Genomic DNA, 18,563 nt, shown 5'->3' on the forward strand with positions numbered 1-18,563 from the left:
GCGCATGTACGCTGTGGAAGTGGAAAATCTGACAAAGATCTATGGCAGCGGAAATACGGCGGTCACGGCCCTTGCCGACGCCTCCCTCCAGGTGAAGCCGGGGGAGCTGGTCGCGATTCTCGGCCCCTCCGGGTCGGGAAAGACCACCCTCCTCACCGCCATCGGCCTCATTAATGAGCCGACCCGGGGAAGGGTCATCCTCGACGGCACCACCGTGGCCGACGGGGGATGGGTGCCGGGGATCGACCTGAAGAAAGTCCGCCGGGAGAAGATCGGCTTCATCTTCCAGTCCCACAACTTGATTCCTTTCCTTACCGCCCGGGAAAACGTAATGGTGGCTCTGGAGATAAATGGCCTCCCGAAGAGGGTGGCGGGGAAACGGGCCGTCGAACTCCTCGAAGCCCTGAACCTGGGCCACCGGGTGGGCACCTATCCCGCGTTCCTCTCCGGCGGCGAGTCCCAGCGGGTTGCCATCGCCCGGGCCCTGGCCAACCGCCCCAGGGTGATCCTGGCCGACGAGCCCACGGCGGCCCTCGACACAGAGAACGGCAAAAACGTCATGGTGCTCCTCAAGAAACTGGCCGTTGAGAACAACTCGGCCATTATGGTCGTTACCCACGACCACCGCATGGTGGAGGGGTTCGACCGGATTTTCGACGTGCGGGACGGCAGGATTGCGGGAGAGAGATTCAACCACGAAGCGACGAAATGACGTAGTGCTCCGGGAGCAGAAAACCGGTCAGAAGCCCCGGTGCCGGAGCTCTTCCTGAATCAGGCTTTTGCGGTCTCCGGTGAGGCGCCCCGACGCGATCAGGTTCCGAAGGTCCATTAGCTGGGCCCCGCTGATGAGGGATTTAAATACCGAACAGGGGGTGTTGGTGTTTCGAAGGAGGGCCTTCTTCACATTGGGGCGGTTCGCCCAGCGCTGATGCCTGGCGACGGCGGCAATGGATTCGGACAAGGTCCGGGAGGAGGAGACGAGCTGAAAGACCGATGCCTCCTTGAGGCGGGGATTGGCGAGGCACGGCTCCACAACCCGCGCGTCACCTTCTTTCATGAGGGCGTCGAGCACCGGCGCGGTTGCCCGGCGGGCAAGGGTGATTCTGGTGCCGAGGGGAGTCGTGGGGAGCCTTTGGATGATGGCCCGTTCCGCGGCCAGGCGCTGGTCGGGTGTGGTGCCGGGAAACTCGGTGATGGTGACGAGCTCGAAGAGGTAGAGGTGGGGAAGCAGGGGGAGAGCGATGGTGGCCGGCGTACCGGGATTGTGGACCAGGGCCACCGTGAGCCGGTGGTTGCCGGCAACCGCGTCGAGTCCGGCAATCGTCTTGAGAAGCTCTTCCGTCAGGTCGCGGCGGCCCAGGAGAGCCAGGAGGTGGTTGTCGTCCAGGGCCGGATTCCGGAGCGCCGCCCTCAGTACGTCCATTGAGGTATCCAGAAGCGCTTCGAATAGTTCCTCCTTGCCGCATGTGAGGGCGTGGTGGAGACGCCGTGACAAATCAGGGTCAAGGTGTGAACTTTTTGCGTTACTTTCCATAGTACGCCTCGTGGCGGCCGGTCTGAAGCTGCTATTCGGCACAGCACGACAACTTACTGATATCCCTGCTGAATCCCTGGGCGCAGAGTCTCAGCCCCTCTCCCATTGAAGGGTAAACATGCAACGCATTTGCCAAATCCTCCACGGTGGCGCGAAACCTTATGGCCAGGGCCGCCTCGTTGATGATGTCGGCCCCCCGGTGGCAGGCCAGATGCACCCCCAGAAGCCTCCCCGTAGCCCGGTCGGCCACCATTTTCACGACGCCTGCCGTATGGCCGGTGACGTGGGCCTTGGGTATGGCTGAAACCGGCATGACATTCACGGATACGTCGAATCCCGCAGCCCTGGCTCCTTCTTCCGTGTAGCCCGCCATTCCCACTTCCGGATCGGAGAAAATGGCCATGGGTACCACAAGGGGATCGAAGGTGCATCCGCAGCCGGGGTTCAGCATGTCGTCCACCGCCACGATTCCCTCCCGGGCGCCGGCCGTGGCGATCATCATCCCGCCGGTGCAGTCGCCGGCGGCCCAGATGCCCGGCGCTGAGGTCCGCATGCGTTCGTCCACCTTGACGAAACCCCGCGAATCGGTTTCCACACCGGCCGGTTCCAGGCCGATTTCCCCGGTGGCCGGGGCCGTCCCCGCCGCCAGGAGGAGCTTTTCGGCGGCAAAGCTGATCTTCTCCCCGTCCCGCTCCGCCTCCACCTTTACTGCCGTGCCGTCCCAGGCCACCGAGCAGATCGTCGTGCGGCAGCTGATCTTCACCCCTTCCCCCCGCAGTACGTCATGTACCGCCATGGCCGGTTCCGGTTCCACCGGTCCCAGAATGCGGGGGCCGTGCTCCAGGATCGTAACCCGGCTGCCGAGCCGCTGGAACATCTGTCCCAGTTCCACGGCGATGACTCCGCCGCCGATTATGATCAGGGACGCGGGAATCTCCTTGAGAAGGAGCGCTCCCCGGCTCGTGAGGAAAGGAGTCGATTCGAGCCCTGGAATCCGCGGAACTCTCGGGTTGCCACCCACGGCCACCAGGAACCGCTCACCCCGTATGACCCTATCCTTGACCTCAAGCCTCCCCGGATCCAGGAAGCGGCCGGTTCCCGTCACCAGTTCCACCCCGGGCACGCTACGGAGTACGTCCAGGTATTTTGTCGTGCGCAGGTACTCTACGACCTGATCTTTTCGGGCCATGAGGCGCTCCGGCACCACCGCTCCGCCCCCTTCTCCGAGGCCGAGCCTTGCCCCCAGCCTCCCCTCCTGATAGAATAGCGCGGCGTGGATCAGGGTTTTGCTCGGCACGCATCCCCAGTTGATACAAGTGCCGCCGGGGAGGCTCTTCTCCACCATCAGGACCCGCGCCCCGTGGGATTGGGCGCGCAGGGCCGCTGCAAAGGCGGTGGAGCCTGAACCGAGGATGACCAGGTCGTATGTGTCGGGCATTGTCGAACCTCCTTCAATTAAGACAAGTGTACCCGAGCAGGGCCGTTTGAGAAGCGCTGGACTATTTAATGAATGAACGACAAAGTCAGGGAGGACACAATGTCTGTAGCACTGCTCACCAACGACGACGCCAGTCTCGGCGCCGATACCCTTAGAATGCTGGCGGTGGACGCCGTGGAGGCGGCCAGTTCGGGCCATCCGGGGCTTCCCATGGGGGCCGCCGACTACGCCTTCCTCCTCTGGCACTCCCATCTCCGCTTTGCACCCGCGGATCCGGAGTGGCCCGGCCGGGACCGCTTCGTCCTCTCGGCGGGGCACGGCTCCATGCTCCTCTATGGTCTGCTCCACCTCTTCGGCTTCGACCTCCCCCTGGAGGAGCTGAAGCAGTTCCGCCAGTGGGGGAGCCGCACCCCCGGCCACCCGGAATTCGGCCACACCCCCGGCGTTGAAGTGACCACCGGCCCCCTGGGGCAGGGGTTCGCCATGGGGGTAGGCATGGCACTGGCGGCCCGGATGGCCTCGGCCCGCTTTGCCGACGAGCGCTTCGACCCGTGCGGCCACCAAATCTACGCCATCGTCAGCGACGGGGATCTCATGGAAGGGATCAGTCAGGAGGCGGCCTCCCTGGCCGGGCACCTGAAACTGGGGAACATCGTCTATATCTACGACGACAACCGAATCACCATCGAGGGAGCTACGGATCTGGCCTTCTCGGAGGATACGGCCGGACGCTTCTCGGCTCTGGGCTGGCACGTACAGGCGGTGGACGGCCATGACGTGAACCAGATGGGTGAAGCCCTCTGGCGGGCCAAGGTGGAGCGTGACCGCCCCTCCATCATCATAGCCCGGACCCACATCGCCCACGGCTCGCCGGGAAAGCACGACACGGCCGGCGCCCACGGCTCCCCCCTCGGGGCCGAGGAGGCGGCTGCCACCCGGAAGAACCTGAATTGGCCCGACGAGCTGTTCCATGTGCCGGAGCGGGTGCGGGAGATCTGCGGAAAGCGCCGGGATGAGCTCATGGCGGCTCACGCTGCCTGGCAGGACGAGTTCCGCCGCTGGCGCCGCCGCAACTCCGAGAAGGCCCGGCTCTGGGACGGCATGTGGCAGAAGGCGGTCCCCAGGGACCTGGAGGCCCGGCTCCTGGCCGCAGTTGAGGATGCCACCGGCGCCACCCGTGCCCTCTCGGGCAAGGCAATCCAGGCCGCGGCCGCGGTGGTGCCGGCCCTGGCCGGAGGCTCCGCCGACCTGGAACCCTCCACCAACACCCGGATCGCCGATTCCCCCTCGGTGCTCCCCGGAAGCTTCGGGGGGCGGAACCTCCACTTCGGCATCCGGGAGCACGCCATGGGTGCCGTCATGAACGGCATGGCCCGCTACGGCTGCTTCATCCCCTACGGCGCCACCTTCCTGGTGTTCGCCGACTACTGCCGCCCCGCCATTCGCCTGGCGGCCCTCATGAAGCAGCAGGCGGTCTACGTCTTTACCCACGATTCCCTCTTCGTGGGGGAGGACGGCCCCACTCACCAGCCGGTGGAGCAGCTCTCGTCCCTGCGGCTGATCCCCAATCTCCGGGTGATCCGCCCCGCCGACGGCCCCGAGACGGCCCTTGCCTGGGGCGCTGCCCTGCGCCGCACCGACGGCCCCACGGCCCTCATCCTCACCCGCCAGAAGGTGCCGGTAATCGTGCGGGAGGAGCCACTGGAGGCGAAGACCTTCGCCAAGGGGGGCTACGTGGTCCGCTCCGGCGGGACAACCCCCGACGCGGTCATCATGGCGAGCGGCTCCGAGGTGGGGCTGGCCCTGGCGGCGGCGGATATCCTGGCGGGCGAAGGGGTGACGGTTCGGGTGGTGTCGGTTCCCTGCATCGAAACCTTCCAGTCCCAGCCCGAGGCGTACCGGCGCCGGCTCCTGCCGGGGCGCGTCCCCAGGGTGGCGGTGGAGGCGGGTCACGGCGGCCTCTGGTGGCGCCTTCTCGGGCCGGGAGGGCTCTTCATCGGCATGGAAAACTTCGGTGCCTCGGCCCCGGAAAAGGTCCTGGCGGAGGAGTTCGGCTTCACCCCGGCAAAAGTTGCCCAACGGGTGCGAGAGTTAGTGGGGCACTGAGGGACCATGGGAATCCGAGCGAAGCGAAGCGAGCGGTGCGAACGCTGCCGCATGCACCTTGAGCGGTGTGTCTGCCCGGCTATACCCCGGTATGACCTGGCGACCAGGGTGGTCCTCGTCATGCACCACCGGGAATACCCGAAACCCACGGCCACCGGCCCCCTTGCCCTGGAGGCTCTGCCCAACAGCGAGCTCCGCATCCATGGCGAGCGGGATTCCCTCCTGGACCTGAGCGACCTGGCAGTGCCGGAGCGGCGGACTCTTCTCCTCTACCCCGGCGACGACGTGCCGGTCCTGACGCGGGAACTCGTGGAACGGGATCCCCGCCCCGTCACCCTGGTGGTCCCCGACGGCACCTGGCGCCAGGCGTCCCGCATGGGGCGACGGCTCCCCGGCCTCGCCCACGCTGAGATGGTGCGGCTCCCCGAGGGGCTCCCCACTCAATGGGGAGTCCGCCGGGAGCACCACCCCCAAGGGCTGGCCACCTTCGAGGCCATCGCCCGGGCCCTGGGGATCATTGAATCACCGGCAGTCCAGACGGGTCTGGAGGAGCTCTTCCGCCTTATGGTGCAAAGGACTCTCGAAGCCGGCGGACGCACCGTAACTTCCGATTGAAAGGACAATCCCTTGGAACTGACAGAGATCCTCAAGAAATCCCTCCTCTTTTCCGGCCTGGACGGCGAACACTTGGACGAAGTAGCTGCCATCGCCACGCGGCGTCCCTTCGGCCGGGGTGAGACCCTCTTCTCCGAAGGGGAGCCGGCCAACGGCTTCTATCTCCTGGCCCAGGGGAGCATGAAGCTCTGCAAGGTTTCCCCCGACGGGAAAGAAAAGGTTCTCCACTTTGTCCACCCAGGCGAGACCTTCGCTGAGGCCGCTTTCTTCGGCGATGGCAAGTACCCGGCAGAAGCCCGGGCCACGGACAAAGGGGAGGCGCTTTTTTTTCCGAGGGAGGGTTTCATGGGCCTCTTGGAGCGGAACCCCCGCTTCTCCCTGAACCTCATCATCTCCCTTTCCCTCATGCTCCGCCGCTTCGCCCGGCAGATAGAGGAACTCACCTTTGCCGAGGTGCCGGCACGGCTCGCCGCCCACCTGGTGGAACTGGCCGAGCGCAAATCCACGGTCTTTCAGGGGACCACCTATCTGGATCTGGATGTGAAAAAGGGAGAACTGGCGTCGCGCCTCGGCACGGTCAGCGAGACCCTGTCGCGCTCGTTCCGGAAGCTGAAGGAGGAGGGGCTAATCGAGGTGGAGGGGAGCCGGGTGGTAATCTACGATATGGAGAAATTGAAGGGCGCCGCCGGCCGGCGGCCGGCCTAGCCCTTGGGTACCCGCTTCCAGCGGTTGTAAACCCAGAGCCACTGGTCGGGATGGCGGGCAATGTACTGCTCGATGGCCCGGTTGAGGAGCCGGGTTGTGGCGACGGGATCGCCTGAAGGGTCGGGAACGATCTCGGGGAAGAACTCGACCACGTGCCGATTGCCTTCCCGGTGGCCGAAACCGGGCACCAGGGCCGCCCCCGTCTTGGCCGCCAGCAGTGCCGGCATGGTGGTGGTCCAGGCCTTTCTGCCGAGGAACTCCACAAGCTCCCCCTCGTGGGAAGGGACCGCCTGGTCCATGAGAAGGCCGATGGCGCCGTTTTTTCGGAGCCGGAAAAAGATCTGGCGGGCCGCGCCGTCAGCATAGATGATGCTGTTGCCGTGCCGGTTGCGCAGGCGCTCCAGCAGCAGCGTTAAGGGTTCGAATTTCTGGCGGCGGGCCACCACCGCCATCCCTTCGGCGTGGGTGCCGAAGGCGTGGGCCACCAGTTCCCAGTTGTCGCAGTGCCCGGTGATGAAGATTACCCCCTTACCCCGTTCCTTTGCCTTCAGGTAGTGCTCCAGCCCCCGCAGTTCCGTCCGCTCCACCAGCCATCTCCCCTGGCCGAAATAGAGCTTTATCATCTCGACGACAGACTTTCCCAGGTTGGCGAAAGTGCTTCGCGCGAGCTCTTCGGGCGTGCCGGCGGCGGGGTCCCACCCTTCCATGGCCCGTAGGGCCGGGAGCGAGTTCCTGATGTTGGCGACAGTGTTCCGGCGAACTTTCCCCAGTAACCGGTAGGCGAGGGAGCCAGTTGCGCCCCCCAGAGCCACTGCGGCCGGTGTGGGAAGCAGCAGCACGGGCATGGATGCGGCGGCGGCCGCGAAGGTGCCCAGTTGCCACTTGAGGCGTTTGCGTAGAGGTAGGATAGTGTCCACGGGTTATCACATATCACACCATTCTTGCCGGGGCCAACCAAAATCATCCAGAAGCCGGGCCTGGGCCGGGTCGCGGAATGGCCTTCGTGCAAGTCAAATAGCAAAAAACCGGTAACATATTGGAATATTGTGTGAATATTCTTTTGCCTGGTTGGGGGGGCGGTCATTTCACGGTATTTGGCCGGGAGCCGCCGTATCGGCATCCTTTCCGCATCTCGGTCAGCAACCGCTTATTTTATCGATATATTCGGGTGGCGGCTGTTGGGCGCTAGGGATGAAGAGGCAAGTGGAACATTATGTGCAGTACGGTTATTTTATCTTAATTATATGTATTAATTGAATAGTGTTAATCCAAAGGGCTTGCCATGTCCCGATTCAGAATTCAGCCGGGCTTCATCTTGCTGTTGGGGGTTTACCTTTCAGCCACAATGCTTGCTGTTGCGAGTCCCCCCCCGGCATATGCCAACTATGAGGCACGGGCTGCCAATCACATCCTGGTGCTGCACTCCTTCCATCCGGGCTTCCCCTGTGCCGATCAGGTCATGGAGGGAATCCAGGATGTAATGTCGAATTCATCCGACCGGATTCACATGGATGTGGAATATCTCGATATGAAGCGCCATCAGCGGGCTTTCAAGGTTTCCCGCATGATCGATTCCGTGCTGATATACAAACTGCAGAAACGATCCTTTGACCTGGTGGTTGCTGTGGGAAACGAGGCGTTGCAGTATGCCCTCGACCATAGTCACGACCTGTTCCGCGGGACCCCCATCATTACCTGTGCCACCGTCGGCATCGATAAGCCAGTGACGGTGCCGGCAGAATATACCGGAGTCCGTGCCGACCCCGATTATGCGGGAATTATCCGCCAGGCGCTGTCGCTTCATCCCGATACCGGCAGGATAGTCGTCATCGGCGGCACCCTGGAGCTTACGGATCGCCTTAACACCCAACGCCTCATGGCCGTGGCCCAGACCTTCGCCCATCGGGTGGAGTTTGATTTCTGGAATGACCTGCCCGCCGAGGACATCATCGAGCGGTTGCAAAATACCGGGACGTCCACTCTGCTTTTCGCCAACGGATCGATATGGGACCGCTCCGGAAGCCTTCTGTCGTTTTACGAGCAGACCGGTCTGCTGAGGCAGTCCCGCCTTCCCCTTTGCAGCGCGTGGAACACCTATCTTGGTGAAGGGATTGTGGGGGGACCGCTCGTGGACGTGCGGGAACAGGGGCGCATTGCTGCGCGGATGGCGCTGGAGGTGATGCATGGCAAACCTGTGGCTGCTATCCCGCTCCGCTCCCCGGTATCTACGCCGCCAACCTTTGACTACGAGGAACTGCAGCGATTGGGAATACCACCAGCAAACCTGCCGCCGGGACATATACTGGTCAACGGGCCCAAGCCCTTTTACAATCTGAGCAAGTCCCAATTCCTCTGGTCGGTTGCCATTCTGCTCGGCTCAATTAGCATTACCCTGCTCCTCACCTGGAGCTTCCTGCTCCGCCGCCGGGCCGAAGCAAGGCTTCGCCAGAGCGAGCAGAACTACCGGAATCTCTCCCGGCAATTCCGGATTATCCTCGACGGCATCCCCGACAGTCTCACCCTCATCTCTCCCGACATGAAAGTGATCTGGTCCAACAAGGGGGCCGGCGATCCCTTCGGGGCCGCGCTGCGGACCGTTCCGGGAGAGTACTGCTGCGAAATGCTCTATAACCGGACCACGCTCTGCGACAACTGCCCGGCGGTAAGGGCTTTCGAATCGGGCGAAAACGAAGAATCCACCATAAGGACCCCCGACGGCCGGACCCTCGAAGTGAAGGCGTTTCCGGTCAGGGAGGGGACGGAAAGCGTAAGCCACGTCATCATGCTGGCCAGCGACATCTCGGAGAAGGTCAGGCTTCAGGAGGAATCGGTCCGGACGAGCCGGCTCGCCTCCCTGGGGGAGTTGGCTGCCGGCGTGGCCCATGAGATCAACAATCCCAACGCCGTTATGATTCTCAATTCCGATCTGGTCAAAAAGGCGTGCGGAGAGGTCATGCCGCTGCTTCGGGAGCGCATCGGCCTGAACCCCGACCTGACAATCGGAGGGCTCCCCTGGACGGAGATGTGCATGGAACTCCCCATGCTGCTGGTTGAAATGCAGGAGAGTGCCGGCCGCATCAAGCGGATCGTGGATGATCTGAAGGATTTTGCCCGGGCCGACGATGCCGACATCCGCGAACCGGTGGACCTCAACGAGGCGGTCCGGGCATCCGTGCGGCTGGTTGCCAACGCCATCAAGAATTCAACGGATCACTTCGCCATTAACCTGACAGACGGGTTGCCCCCCTTCGAGGGGAGCCTGCAGCGGATCGAACAGGTGGTGATCAATCTCATTATGAACTCCTGCCAGTCCCTGACGGACAAATCAAAGGGAATCACCGTGGGCACCTTCTACGACCCCTACCGTCAGGCCTGTGTGGTGCAGATACGGGACGAGGGGCGCGGAATCCCGGCGGAGGTGCTCCCCCGCATCTCCGACCCGTTTTTTACCACGAAACGGGACTCCGGCGGGACCGGTCTCGGACTATCCATCTGCATGCGCATCGTCAAGAATTACGGAGGGGCGCTTGAATTCCATTCGGATTTAGGCGCCGGAACGACGGCAACTTTGTATCTGCCGGCCGACAAGGAGGTTGTCAACGCATGAGCCCTGAAAAATATCCCAATCAGCCGATTCTCCTGGTGGATGATGAAACCGCGTGGCTTCGCAGCCTCTCACTAACTCTCCGGGAGGCCACCGGCATCGACAACATCATCAAATGCTCCGACAGCAGGAAGGTGATGGACATCCTGCGGGAGACCGAGGTGAGCCTGATTCTGCTGGACCTGACCATGCCCTATTTCTCAGGCATGGACCTTCTGCAGATGATCGTGCAGGAGCACCCCGACGTCCCGGTCATCGTCCTGAGCGGCCTGAACCAGGTGGAAACGGCGGTGCGCTGCATGCACCTGGGGGCCTTCGACTACTATGTGAAGACCGTGGAGATCGAGCGCCTAATCACCGGAATACAGCGGGCCTTTTCCATGAAGGAGATGCGCTCCGAGAACAACAGCCTCAAGGAGCGCTTCCTGGAGGACCACCTGGCCCACCCGGAGGTTTTTGCCGGCATCATGACCACCAGCAAGAAGATGCGGGCGCTGTTCCAGTACTGCGAGGCTGTGGCCCAGAGCAGCGAGCCGGTCCTCGTCACCGGCGAGAGCGGCGTGGGCAAGGAGCTCGTCGCCCGGGCCATCCACCGCCTCCGCTGCCCCGACGGCCCCTGGGTGGCGGTCAATGCTGCCGGGCTCGATGACACCATCTTCTCCGATACCCTGTTCGGCCATGCCCGGGGCGCTTTCACCGGGGCAGACCGGGAACGCCGGGGGATGATCGAGGAGGCCGCCGCCGGCACCCTTTTCCTGGACGAGATCGGCGACCTGAGCCCCGCCTCCCAGGTTAAACTCCTCCGGCTCCTGCAGGAGCGGGAGTTCTTCCCCATCGGTTCGGACGTCCCCCGCAAGCTGAAGGCTAAACTCGTGTTCGCCACCAACTGCAACTTGAGCGAAAAAAACTGCCTCAATGGGTTCCGCAAAGACCTTTACTACCGCCTCAACGCCCACCAGGTCCAGATTCCACCCCTGCGGGAGCGCTTCGAGGACCTGCCGCTGCTCATCGACCATTTCCTTTCCGAGGCCGCAAGCGCCCTGGGGAAAAGGCGCCCAACGCCCCCGCGGGAACTGGCCACGCTCCTTTCCATCTACTCCTTCCCGGGAAACGTGCGCGAACTGCGGGCAATGATCTACGACGCCGTGAGCCGCCACCGCTCCCACATCCTGTCCCTGGACACCTTCAAGGAGAAGATCGGCTACTGCGGCGACCAGCAGGCGTCGGCCAAGGAAGAGGGGATCAAGTATCCGGAGCGGCTTCCCACCCTTGAAGAAGGAGGAAACAAGCTGGTCATGGAGGCCATGCAGCGCGCCAGGGGCAACCAGACCATGGCGGCGTCAATGCTCGGCATCACGCGCCAGGGACTTGCCAAGCGTCTGAAGCAGCTCAGCGCATCCGCCATCGCCAATTAACCCCCGCAACCAGGGTTTCCCTGCAACCCTGGTTGCTCCCCCGGTTGCCCCGCATCACAAGGGGCACCGCAGTCAGCTGTCCGCCTGATTTTCCACTAAATCTTCTCCCGGCTGCGAACCCGCTACCACCCGCTCTTCCCGAAGAAAGCGCAGCTCCGGTTGCACCCATTTCTCCACCCCGGCATGTCGGTCAAATGGCCGAAACCGCCCTCATATCAGCACATTCCCTGAATGCAGACTACATGGCACTTCCCTTGCTCAGAGAGACATAGATTGTGTCGGTAAAAAATAGGGTTGGTAAGGAAATTCACCGGAAAAGGAGAAACGTGATGAGAGGAACTGTGGCAAAGAGGATGAGAATGATTGCAGCGACGGCAGCCGGTCTTACCCTGGCGGCGGGCGCGGCCCACGCCGTGTCCGTGGACTACACCACCACCCACGTCTTCAAGAAGGAGGACATCCAGTGCGGCCGCGGCATCATCGGCGCCACCTGCCTCGGCAGTCCCGTGGTGGAAGACGGCCTCACCTACTACGGCATCGATTCAACCTACGGTTGGTTCGTGAAGAACTTCGACCCGTCGGCCCTCCAGCCCAAGCCCCGGGACGGCGTGTTCGACGACGGCCGCGTGGCCGACATCCTGGACGGCAATGGCAACGTCATCGGCATCAGCGTCCAGGACAACGAAACCGGCAACTGGAAGACCGGCCCCATCGGCGGCGAGTGGGCCAAGGGGCTCGGTGCCTTGAAGTCCAAGGCCGCCACCGAGAAGTACGTGGTCATGGACCACCTCATGCGCGACCCCGCCGACCCGAACCCCCTCCAACTGGGAGTCGATTACAACCAGCGCATGAAGGATGACGGCAAGATGCTCTATTTCTGGGGGAACTACAACCAGGAGCCGACCCCAGTCTACATCTACACAAAAATGGCGCTCCCCGACAAATGGAAAGCCGCCGGCGCAAACTACAAGGTAACTTCGGCCAAGCTGGTCCTTGACCACGACATCACCAACAGCCCCAACGACCAGATCCGCCCCGAGGATTTCGAGAACGAGAACGCCACCGGCATCCTCCCCCAATACACCGTCTGCCCCACCGCTCCGGCCCTTAACCCGGCGGCCTGCTCAGGGCTGCCAGCGGGAACCTGGGTTTCCTCTGTTGACTCCCAGGAAGGTGGCGACCTGGAGCTACTGCCTGCCGGCACGGTGCTCAAGGCCCTCAACCCCGCCACCGGCCTCTTCGAGTACACCAACGCCTGGTACACCACCCTTGACCGTGATCCCTTCGGCGGCGTGAACCCCCGGTTCCGCTTCAAGTCGAGCAAGTTCGGCCAGGATTTGCCGGGGGTCGAAATCCCGCAGTACGTGGTCGGTACACCCACTACCACCACCATCGACCTGCTCTCCATCAAGGATCCCGTCACCGGTCTCCCCGCCCTGGCCGATTCCAAGAACTGGAACGCTTTCCTGGATGAGACCACCGACATCTTCGGCAACTACGACCCCATCGACGGCTATTCCGCCGAAGACTGCCCCATGACCCAGGACCTGGACCTGATGCTCTATGTGAAGGGTGAAGTGGGCAAGCCCACCGTGGTCCGCAGCGCCCAACTGCTGGTAACCTATGAGGACCCCGACGGCGTGGTGGTGGCCCCCATCGATCTGGCCATCCCGTACCTGTCCGTTCCTTCAGAGGTCTACAAGAACACGGTCAATACCCTGAGAGTCACCGTGGATAACCTGCAGCCGGGCGTTGCCGGCGGCACCCTGACCCTGGTCGGGAAAGATTCCTACGGACGGGTGGTGGGGAACTTCTCGCAAAACATCACAACCCCGGCCGATGACAAATCCGTAATCTACAGCTTCGTATGGACCGCCCCCTCTTACGGCACCAAGGTTTCCTGGACGGCAACCGTCACGAACGCCGATGACATCAACCGGACCAACAACGTGAAAACTGCAAGGACCGAAGTCAAGCGGTAAGCATCACCAGCAAAAGGGCACCTGCGGAATCCGCGGGTGCCCTTCCATCGGGAGGCATCATGCAGTATCGTTCCGTTATGGTTGCACTCCTCTGCATCGTCTTGGGGGGGTGCGCCTCTTCTAACCGTTCCTGGACCGCCATCTACAACGCCACCATCGACGGGGTGACGGGCACCGCTAAGGTTTCCGCCGCAAGCGACCGGGTGCTGATGAAGTTCCAGAGCCCGCGCAAGACGTCGGTGTCGATTCTTCGCTACGACAAGGGGGTGGCCTGGCTCCTGGCGCCGAACATGGGCATCTATCGGGAGATCCCCCTGAGCGCACTCCACAAGGAGTTCCCCCTCTTCTTCGACCCCTCCATTCAAATCGTCCGTACGGAGCTTGGGAAAGAGCCGCTGGATGGCCGGGAGGCAATGAAGTACGCTGCGGAAATTACCCAGAACGGCACCACCTTCAAGGGGTTCCTCTGGGAGGCGATCCCTCCCCTGCCGGTTCCGCTCCGGTGGCAGGATGAGCGGGGCCAGACCGCCACCTGGGAGGATGTGGTCGTAGGTCCCCTGTCGCCGGCACTGTTCGAGATCCCCGACAGCTACAAGGCCGCTGTTACGCCAGATATGGCCCACGCCGACACGGCCCCGTCCAAACAGAAAGTAAATTAACCGGGAACCGGCACTACCTCTCCCCTTTCCAGGGCCAGAAGGGCTGCCTTCCGTTGAAGTCCCCCCGCATACCCCGTAAGGGAACCATCCGCCCCCACAACCCGGTGGCAGGGGATGATGATGCCGATAGGGTTCCGCCCCACGGCGCTCCCCACCGCCCTGGCCGAGGTGGAACGGCCGCCCCCTCCCTTGTCCAGACTGCCGGCCAGGGCGCCGTAGGTGGTGGTCATCCCGTGGGGGATGGCGCGCAGAAGCTCCCAGACCGCCAATTGGAACGGAGTTCCCTCGGGAGCCAGCGGCAAGTGGAACTCCCGCAGCCGGCCGCCGAAATAGGCATCGAGCTGACGGCGCAGTTCCGCGAAAAGCGGGTATTCCGGATCATGCAGCCAGTCCCCTCCCCCAGCCGGTCCATGCTTCTGGCCGACGAACCAGAGTCCGCACAGGTATTCTCCCCGGGCCAGGGCAACCATGTCCCCTAGCGGCGTCTTGATGGTGCGGTACCGTTTCATGGCAACTCCTCCCCGAATCCTTGACGGTTTTGGATGCTGAACCTGGCTACTATACCACAACATCCTCTTGACTAAATTCCCCCGGACCGTAAATATGGACCGTTGATCCAAGTCTCCACTGTGTGAAAAGGTACTCCCATGGACCTCCTGAAAAACCTCAACCCGCCCCAGAAGGAGGCGGTTCTCCACGGCGAGGGGCCGCTCCTGGTCCTGGCCGGCGCCGGGTCGGGGAAGACCCGGGTCATCGTTCACCGTATTGCCCACCTGATCCGCGAGGGGGGCGTCCCCCCGTGGCAGATCCTGGCGGTCACCTTCACCAACAAGGCTGCCGGCGAGATGCGGGAGCGGGTGGAACGCCTCGTGGGGAGCGGCGAGGCCCCCCTCATCGCCACCTTCCACTCCACCTGCGCCCGGTTCCTGCGCCGCGACATCCATAACCTGGGGTATGACTCCTCCTTTGCCATCTACGACGACAAGGACGCGGAAAAGCTCCTGAAGGAGGTGATTGCCGGCCTTGGCCTCGACGAGAAGCGCTTTCCGGCCCGCTCCTTTGCCGCCGCCATCGACGACTGCAAGAACCGCGGCATCCCCCCGGAGGAGATTCCCACCGGCGACTACACCGGCGAGATGCTGGCCCGGGTCTACGGCGCCTACCAGGAACGGCTGAAGAAGTGCAACGCCCTGGACTTCGGCGACCTCCTCATGCTGACTGTCCGCCTCTTCGAAGAGCACCCCGAGGTGCTGGCCCGCTACCGGGACAAGTTTCGCTGGATCCTCGTGGACGAGTACCAGGACACGAACCCGATCCAGTACCGGCTCGTGCGGCTTCTGGCCGGGGAGCGGCGCAACCTCTGCGTGGTGGGGGACGACGACCAGTCCATCTACCGCTGGCGGGGGGCCGATATCCGGAACATCCTCGATTTCGAGAAGGATTTCCCCGGCGTGGTCACCGTGAAGCTGGAGCAGAACTACCGCTCAACCCGGAACATCCTGGCCGCGGCCGGGGCCGTGGTGGCCAAAAACCGGGGGCGCAAGGCCAAGACACTCTGGAGCGAGAACCCGGCCGGGGAGAGCATTGTCTATCGGCGGCTCGCCGACGAGCGGGAGGAGGCCCGCTTCGTCTGCCGTGAGATCGAAAAGCACGTGCGGCGGGGAGGCGACCTGCGGGGCGTGGCGGTCTTTTACCGGACCAACGCCCAGTCCCGGGTCATCGAGGACGCCATGGTGGCCGACGGGATCCCCTATCACATGGTGGGGGGGATGCGGTTCTACGAGCGGATGGAAGTGAAGGATATCCTCGCCTATCTGAAGGTTCTTGTGAACCCGGCCGACGAGGTCTCCCTGAAGCGGATCATCAACGTCCCGGCCCGGGGGATCGGCCACGCTACCGTGGAAAAGGTGGCGGAGCTGGCGCTCCGCAAGGGAATCATACTCTACGACGCCTTCAGCGAGGCGTCCACCGGCGGGCTTCTTACCACCGGACCCCGGGGGAAGATCGCCGGCTTCATGACCCTCATGGAGCGCTTCGCCGGTCTTGCCGGTACGGTCCCTCTCTCGGAGCTGGCCTCCCGCATCATCGAAGAAACCGGCTACGCCGCCAAGCTCAAGGAGGAGCGGACCGACGAGGCCCAGGATCGCCTCGACAACCTTCAGGAACTCTGCTCCGCCATGGAGGAGTTCGAGCGGTCAAGCGACGAGAAGACCCTGGCCGCCTTCCTGGAGCAGGTGGCCCTCGTGTCGGACCTGGAGCGGGGCGAGGCCAAGCGGGAGTCGGCCACCCTCATGACCCTCCACGCGGCCAAGGGGCTGGAATTCCCGATGGTCTTCATGATCGGCATGGAAGAGAAGCTCTTCCCCCACGTCCGCTCCCTGGACGACCCGGAGGCCATGGAGGAGGAACGGCGTCTCTGCTACGTGGGGATGACCCGGGCGAGGGAGCGGCTCGTCCTCACCAACGCCCGCCGCCGGCGCCTCTTTGGCCAGGATCAGGTTAATATGCCGTCCCGCTTCATCGCCGACGTTCCCAGGGACCTCCTGGACCTGGAGGACGAGTACCAGTCCTCCTTCGGCTTCGGCGCAGGTCGGGGGATGGAGCGGGAAGTGCAGGCCTCTGAACCGGCGCGCCACAACCTGGCGAGCATCTTCGAAATAGAGATTGAGCCCGACTTCGACGACATCGAGGTGATCCCCGACGAGCCCGAAGACGGCGGCATCTGGCTCGGCATGAAGGTGCGCCACGGCAAGTTCGGCGTGGGCGTCATCCGCAAGATCGAGGGGAAAGGTGACGACCAGAAGGTGATCGTCTGGTTCAACTCGGTGGGGCCGAAGAAGCTGCTGGTGAGGTTTGCGGGGCTGGAGCGGGTCTGATCGCGGCCGTCTTCAGGCCATCTTCGGCCGGTTCTCAATCGCACAATCCTCGACGTAGCGCTGCTACGCCTGCGGTTGTACTCATTCGGCCCGACCAAATCTGACCTAAGTCCAGCCGCGATTTGATTTTTTTGTTTATATATCACTCCCCCGCTTGCTGCAGATACTTCTTCACCGTCCGCCGGTCCAGGTTGGTTCGGCGGGCCACCTCCTCGTAGGTGCCGCATTGCTCGTAGAGGATGCGGCAGTAGCCGGCCAGAAGCCCCTGGGCATCGAGCCCCCCCGCCGCAGCGTCCGCCAGGAACCGCTCCGTTGCGCCAGCCGGCGCCCCCTTCTCCTCTCCCCGGTAGTGCCCCGTCACCAGCACCCGCCGCACCGCCTGCTCCAGCTCCCGCACGTTTCCCGGCCAGGGATAATTCTTCCCGGTCTCCCGCTCGATGGCCTTGCGCAGCACCTGCACCTCCCGCTCCGGCGCGGTGCCGGTCAGGCGCTTGAGGATTCCCGCCACCAGTTCGCCCAGTTCCTCGGGGCGTTCCTGGAGCCGCTGCCGCAGCGGCGGGATGGTGATCACGTCGGAGCAGAGGCGGTAGTAGAAGTCGTCCCGGAACTCTCCCCGCTCCCGAAGACGGTTCAGGTCCCGGTTGGTGGCGGCGATGACCCGGCCGCTGAACCGGAGCCGCTGATGGCTCCCCACTGGCGAGAAGCTCCGCTCCTGGAGCACCTGGAGGAGCTTCACCTGTACCGGAAGCGACACCTCGCCGATCTCGTCCAGGAAGATGGCGCCGTGGGGGGTGCAGCGGCTGAAAACCCCCTCGTGGTGGTCGATGGCGCCGGTGAAGGCTCCCTTCTTGTGGCCGAATAGCTCCGACTCCAGCACCCCCTCCGGGTACTGGGAGAGGTTCACCGCCAGGAAGTTGCGGGTGAAGCTCTCGCTGAAGCGGCCCGTTTTCGGGTCGAAGGGGATGAAGCCCGACCGGCCGATGGCGGCGGCCGCGGCCCCTTTGCCGGTGCCGGTCTCCCCGAGGATGAGGACCGAGAAGTCCTCCATCCGGTCCCAGAGGTACTGGCCGAACCAGCGGATGTTGTGGGTGAAGAGGGTCTGCCAGAGGTGCTCCCGCACCCGGCGCAGGGAGGGGCTGGAGCCCGTGAGTCCCTCCCGGATGAAATAGAAGGCGCGGCGGAGCTGGTAAAAGAGGCCCAGGTAGCGGCGGCTCTCCGTCTCGGTGAATCCCGCCTCCCTGAAGGCGGCCATGAAGCCGCCGGCAAAGGGGACCGGGCAGGGGGCGTCGCCGGCCGCGGCCTGCTCCCGGATCAGGCGGTCGAAGTCGCCTATGAAGCGGTGGAAAAGGTGGAAGAGAAAAACCGTCCGGACCGTTTCCCGGTCAGCGGCGGGCAGGCGGTGGTGATTGCCCCGCAGTTCCCGCTGCAAGACGGCCACCCGTTCGGCCACCCGGCCGATGATGGCGGAAAGGACGTCCCGGTCGCCGGCGTCGGTACCCGCCAGGAGCAGGTCCAGTTCGTCGCGGCTCTCGCCAAAGGGATTGAGAAAGGAGGCCCTGGCCACCTTGGCAAAAAAATCCCGCTCCGTTGCCAGTATGGTCTCGATGGTGTTCATGCATTTGATGTATA

14 protein-coding genes are annotated in these 18,563 nt (G+C 63.5%); 9 read left to right on the top strand and 5 right to left on the bottom strand.

Annotated elements, in window-relative coordinates:
• The first annotated feature begins 4 nt into the window (after nt 1–4).
• Nucleotides 5–712, top strand: coding sequence for an ABC transporter ATP-binding protein (locus JZM60_RS05645; RefSeq protein ID WP_207164532.1), 708 nt, complete (start codon nt 5–7; stop codon nt 710–712).
• Nucleotides 713–739: 27 nt separating this feature from the next.
• On the opposite strand, the gene JZM60_RS05650 is transcribed toward JZM60_RS05645, so the two are convergent.
• Together JZM60_RS05650 and merA are read right to left on the bottom strand one after the other, a co-directional pair.
• Nucleotides 740–1,534 (bottom strand): hypothetical protein, encoded by a 795-nt coding sequence (locus JZM60_RS05650; protein WP_207164533.1) that lies wholly within the window; start codon nt 1,532–1,534, stop codon nt 740–742.
• Between the two features lie 31 nt (nt 1,535–1,565).
• Entirely contained in the window at nt 1,566–2,972 is a 1,407-nt protein-coding gene (gene merA / locus JZM60_RS05655) for a mercury(II) reductase (protein WP_207164534.1), read from the bottom strand.
• A 99-nt stretch (nt 2,973–3,071) separates the two neighbouring features.
• Between merA and tkt the strand changes: the two genes are divergently transcribed.
• The 3 genes from tkt to JZM60_RS05670 are packed head-to-tail and all read left to right on the top strand — an operon-like array spanning nt 3,072 to nt 6,398.
• Nucleotides 3,072–5,078 carry a transketolase gene (gene tkt, locus JZM60_RS05660; RefSeq protein WP_207164535.1) on the top strand — a complete coding sequence of 669 codons (2,007 nt, stop codon included), beginning with the start codon at nt 3,072–3,074 and terminating at the stop codon, nt 5,076–5,078.
• Nucleotides 5,079–5,084: 6 nt separating this feature from the next.
• The gene (locus JZM60_RS05665; RefSeq protein ID WP_207164536.1) at nt 5,085–5,693 is read left to right on the top strand and encodes a tRNA-uridine aminocarboxypropyltransferase; all 609 of its coding nucleotides are present in this window, start codon (nt 5,085–5,087) and stop codon (nt 5,691–5,693) included.
• A 12-nt stretch (nt 5,694–5,705) separates the two neighbouring features.
• Nucleotides 5,706–6,398, top strand: coding sequence for a Crp/Fnr family transcriptional regulator (locus JZM60_RS05670; RefSeq protein ID WP_207164537.1), 693 nt, complete (start codon nt 5,706–5,708; stop codon nt 6,396–6,398).
• Here JZM60_RS05670 and JZM60_RS05675 read toward each other — a convergent pair.
• Complete coding sequence (locus JZM60_RS05675; protein WP_207164538.1) at nt 6,395–7,315, bottom strand: lysophospholipid acyltransferase family protein; 921 nt, start codon at nt 7,313–7,315, stop codon at nt 6,395–6,397. The genes JZM60_RS05670 and JZM60_RS05675 overlap by 4 nt on opposite strands.
• Nucleotides 7,316–7,680: 365 nt before the next feature.
• Here JZM60_RS05675 and JZM60_RS05680 point away from each other — a divergent pair, with 365 nt between their 5' ends.
• The 4 genes from JZM60_RS05680 to JZM60_RS05695 all read left to right on the top strand — a co-directional run bounded on the left by JZM60_RS05680 (nt 7,681) and on the right by JZM60_RS05695 (nt 14,058).
• Nucleotides 7,681–10,005 carry an ATP-binding protein gene (locus tag JZM60_RS05680; RefSeq protein WP_207164539.1) on the top strand — a complete coding sequence of 775 codons (2,325 nt, stop codon included), beginning with the start codon at nt 7,681–7,683 and terminating at the stop codon, nt 10,003–10,005.
• Nucleotides 10,002–11,417, top strand: coding sequence for a sigma-54-dependent transcriptional regulator (locus JZM60_RS05685; RefSeq protein ID WP_207164540.1), 1,416 nt, complete (start codon nt 10,002–10,004; stop codon nt 11,415–11,417). Before JZM60_RS05680 ends, JZM60_RS05685 begins: the two co-directional genes overlap by 4 nt.
• A 359-nt stretch (nt 11,418–11,776) precedes the next feature.
• Nucleotides 11,777–13,399: a hypothetical protein gene (locus tag JZM60_RS05690; protein ID WP_241426383.1), complete on the top strand. Its 1,623-nt coding sequence runs from the start codon at nt 11,777–11,779 to the stop codon at nt 13,397–13,399.
• Between the two features lie 59 nt (nt 13,400–13,458).
• Nucleotides 13,459–14,058, top strand: coding sequence for a hypothetical protein (locus tag JZM60_RS05695; protein WP_207164541.1), 600 nt, complete (start codon nt 13,459–13,461; stop codon nt 14,056–14,058).
• On the opposite strand, the gene JZM60_RS05700 is transcribed toward JZM60_RS05695, so the two are convergent.
• Nucleotides 14,055–14,567: a methylated-DNA--[protein]-cysteine S-methyltransferase gene (locus tag JZM60_RS05700; RefSeq protein ID WP_207164542.1), complete on the bottom strand. Its 513-nt coding sequence runs from the start codon at nt 14,565–14,567 to the stop codon at nt 14,055–14,057. The genes JZM60_RS05695 and JZM60_RS05700 overlap by 4 nt on opposite strands.
• A 138-nt stretch (nt 14,568–14,705) precedes the next feature.
• Between JZM60_RS05700 and JZM60_RS05705 the strand changes: the two genes are divergently transcribed.
• Nucleotides 14,706–16,934: an ATP-dependent helicase gene (locus JZM60_RS05705; RefSeq protein ID WP_207164543.1), complete on the top strand. Its 2,229-nt coding sequence runs from the start codon at nt 14,706–14,708 to the stop codon at nt 16,932–16,934.
• Between the two features lie 142 nt (nt 16,935–17,076).
• On the opposite strand, the gene JZM60_RS05710 is transcribed toward JZM60_RS05705, so the two are convergent.
• Nucleotides 17,077–18,549, bottom strand: a complete 1,473-nt coding sequence (locus JZM60_RS05710) for a sigma 54-interacting transcriptional regulator (protein WP_207164544.1) — start codon at nt 18,547–18,549, stop codon at nt 17,077–17,079.
• Between the last annotated feature and the right edge of the window lie 14 nt (nt 18,550–18,563).

It is taken from the genome of Geobacter benzoatilyticus (assembly GCF_017338855.1).
Classification (GTDB): Bacteria; Desulfobacterota; Desulfuromonadia; order Geobacterales; family Geobacteraceae; genus Geobacter; species Geobacter benzoatilyticus.

Bases quoted from the DNA above. Each gene is read 5' to 3' on its own strand.
- JZM60_RS05645 (WP_207164532.1), top strand. From the start codon at position 5: ATGTACGCTGTGGAAGTGGAAAATCTGACAAAGATCTATGGCAGCGGA.
- JZM60_RS05650 (WP_207164533.1), bottom strand. From the start codon at position 1,534: ATGGAAAGTAACGCAAAAAGTTCACACCTTGACCCTGATTTGTCACGG.
- merA (WP_207164534.1), bottom strand. From the start codon at position 2,972: ATGCCCGACACATACGACCTGGTCATCCTCGGTTCAGGCTCCACCGCC.
- tkt (WP_207164535.1), top strand. From the start codon at position 3,072: ATGTCTGTAGCACTGCTCACCAACGACGACGCCAGTCTCGGCGCCGAT.
- JZM60_RS05665 (WP_207164536.1), top strand. From the start codon at position 5,085: ATGGGAATCCGAGCGAAGCGAAGCGAGCGGTGCGAACGCTGCCGCATG.
- JZM60_RS05680 (WP_207164539.1), top strand. From the start codon at position 7,681: ATGTCCCGATTCAGAATTCAGCCGGGCTTCATCTTGCTGTTGGGGGTT.
- JZM60_RS05685 (WP_207164540.1), top strand. From the start codon at position 10,002: ATGAGCCCTGAAAAATATCCCAATCAGCCGATTCTCCTGGTGGATGAT.
- JZM60_RS05690 (WP_241426383.1), top strand. From the start codon at position 11,777: ATGATTGCAGCGACGGCAGCCGGTCTTACCCTGGCGGCGGGCGCGGCC.
- JZM60_RS05695 (WP_207164541.1), top strand. From the start codon at position 13,459: ATGCAGTATCGTTCCGTTATGGTTGCACTCCTCTGCATCGTCTTGGGG.
- JZM60_RS05700 (WP_207164542.1), bottom strand. From the start codon at position 14,567: ATGAAACGGTACCGCACCATCAAGACGCCGCTAGGGGACATGGTTGCC.
- JZM60_RS05705 (WP_207164543.1), top strand. From the start codon at position 14,706: ATGGACCTCCTGAAAAACCTCAACCCGCCCCAGAAGGAGGCGGTTCTC.
- JZM60_RS05710 (WP_207164544.1), bottom strand. From the start codon at position 18,549: ATGAACACCATCGAGACCATACTGGCAACGGAGCGGGATTTTTTTGCC.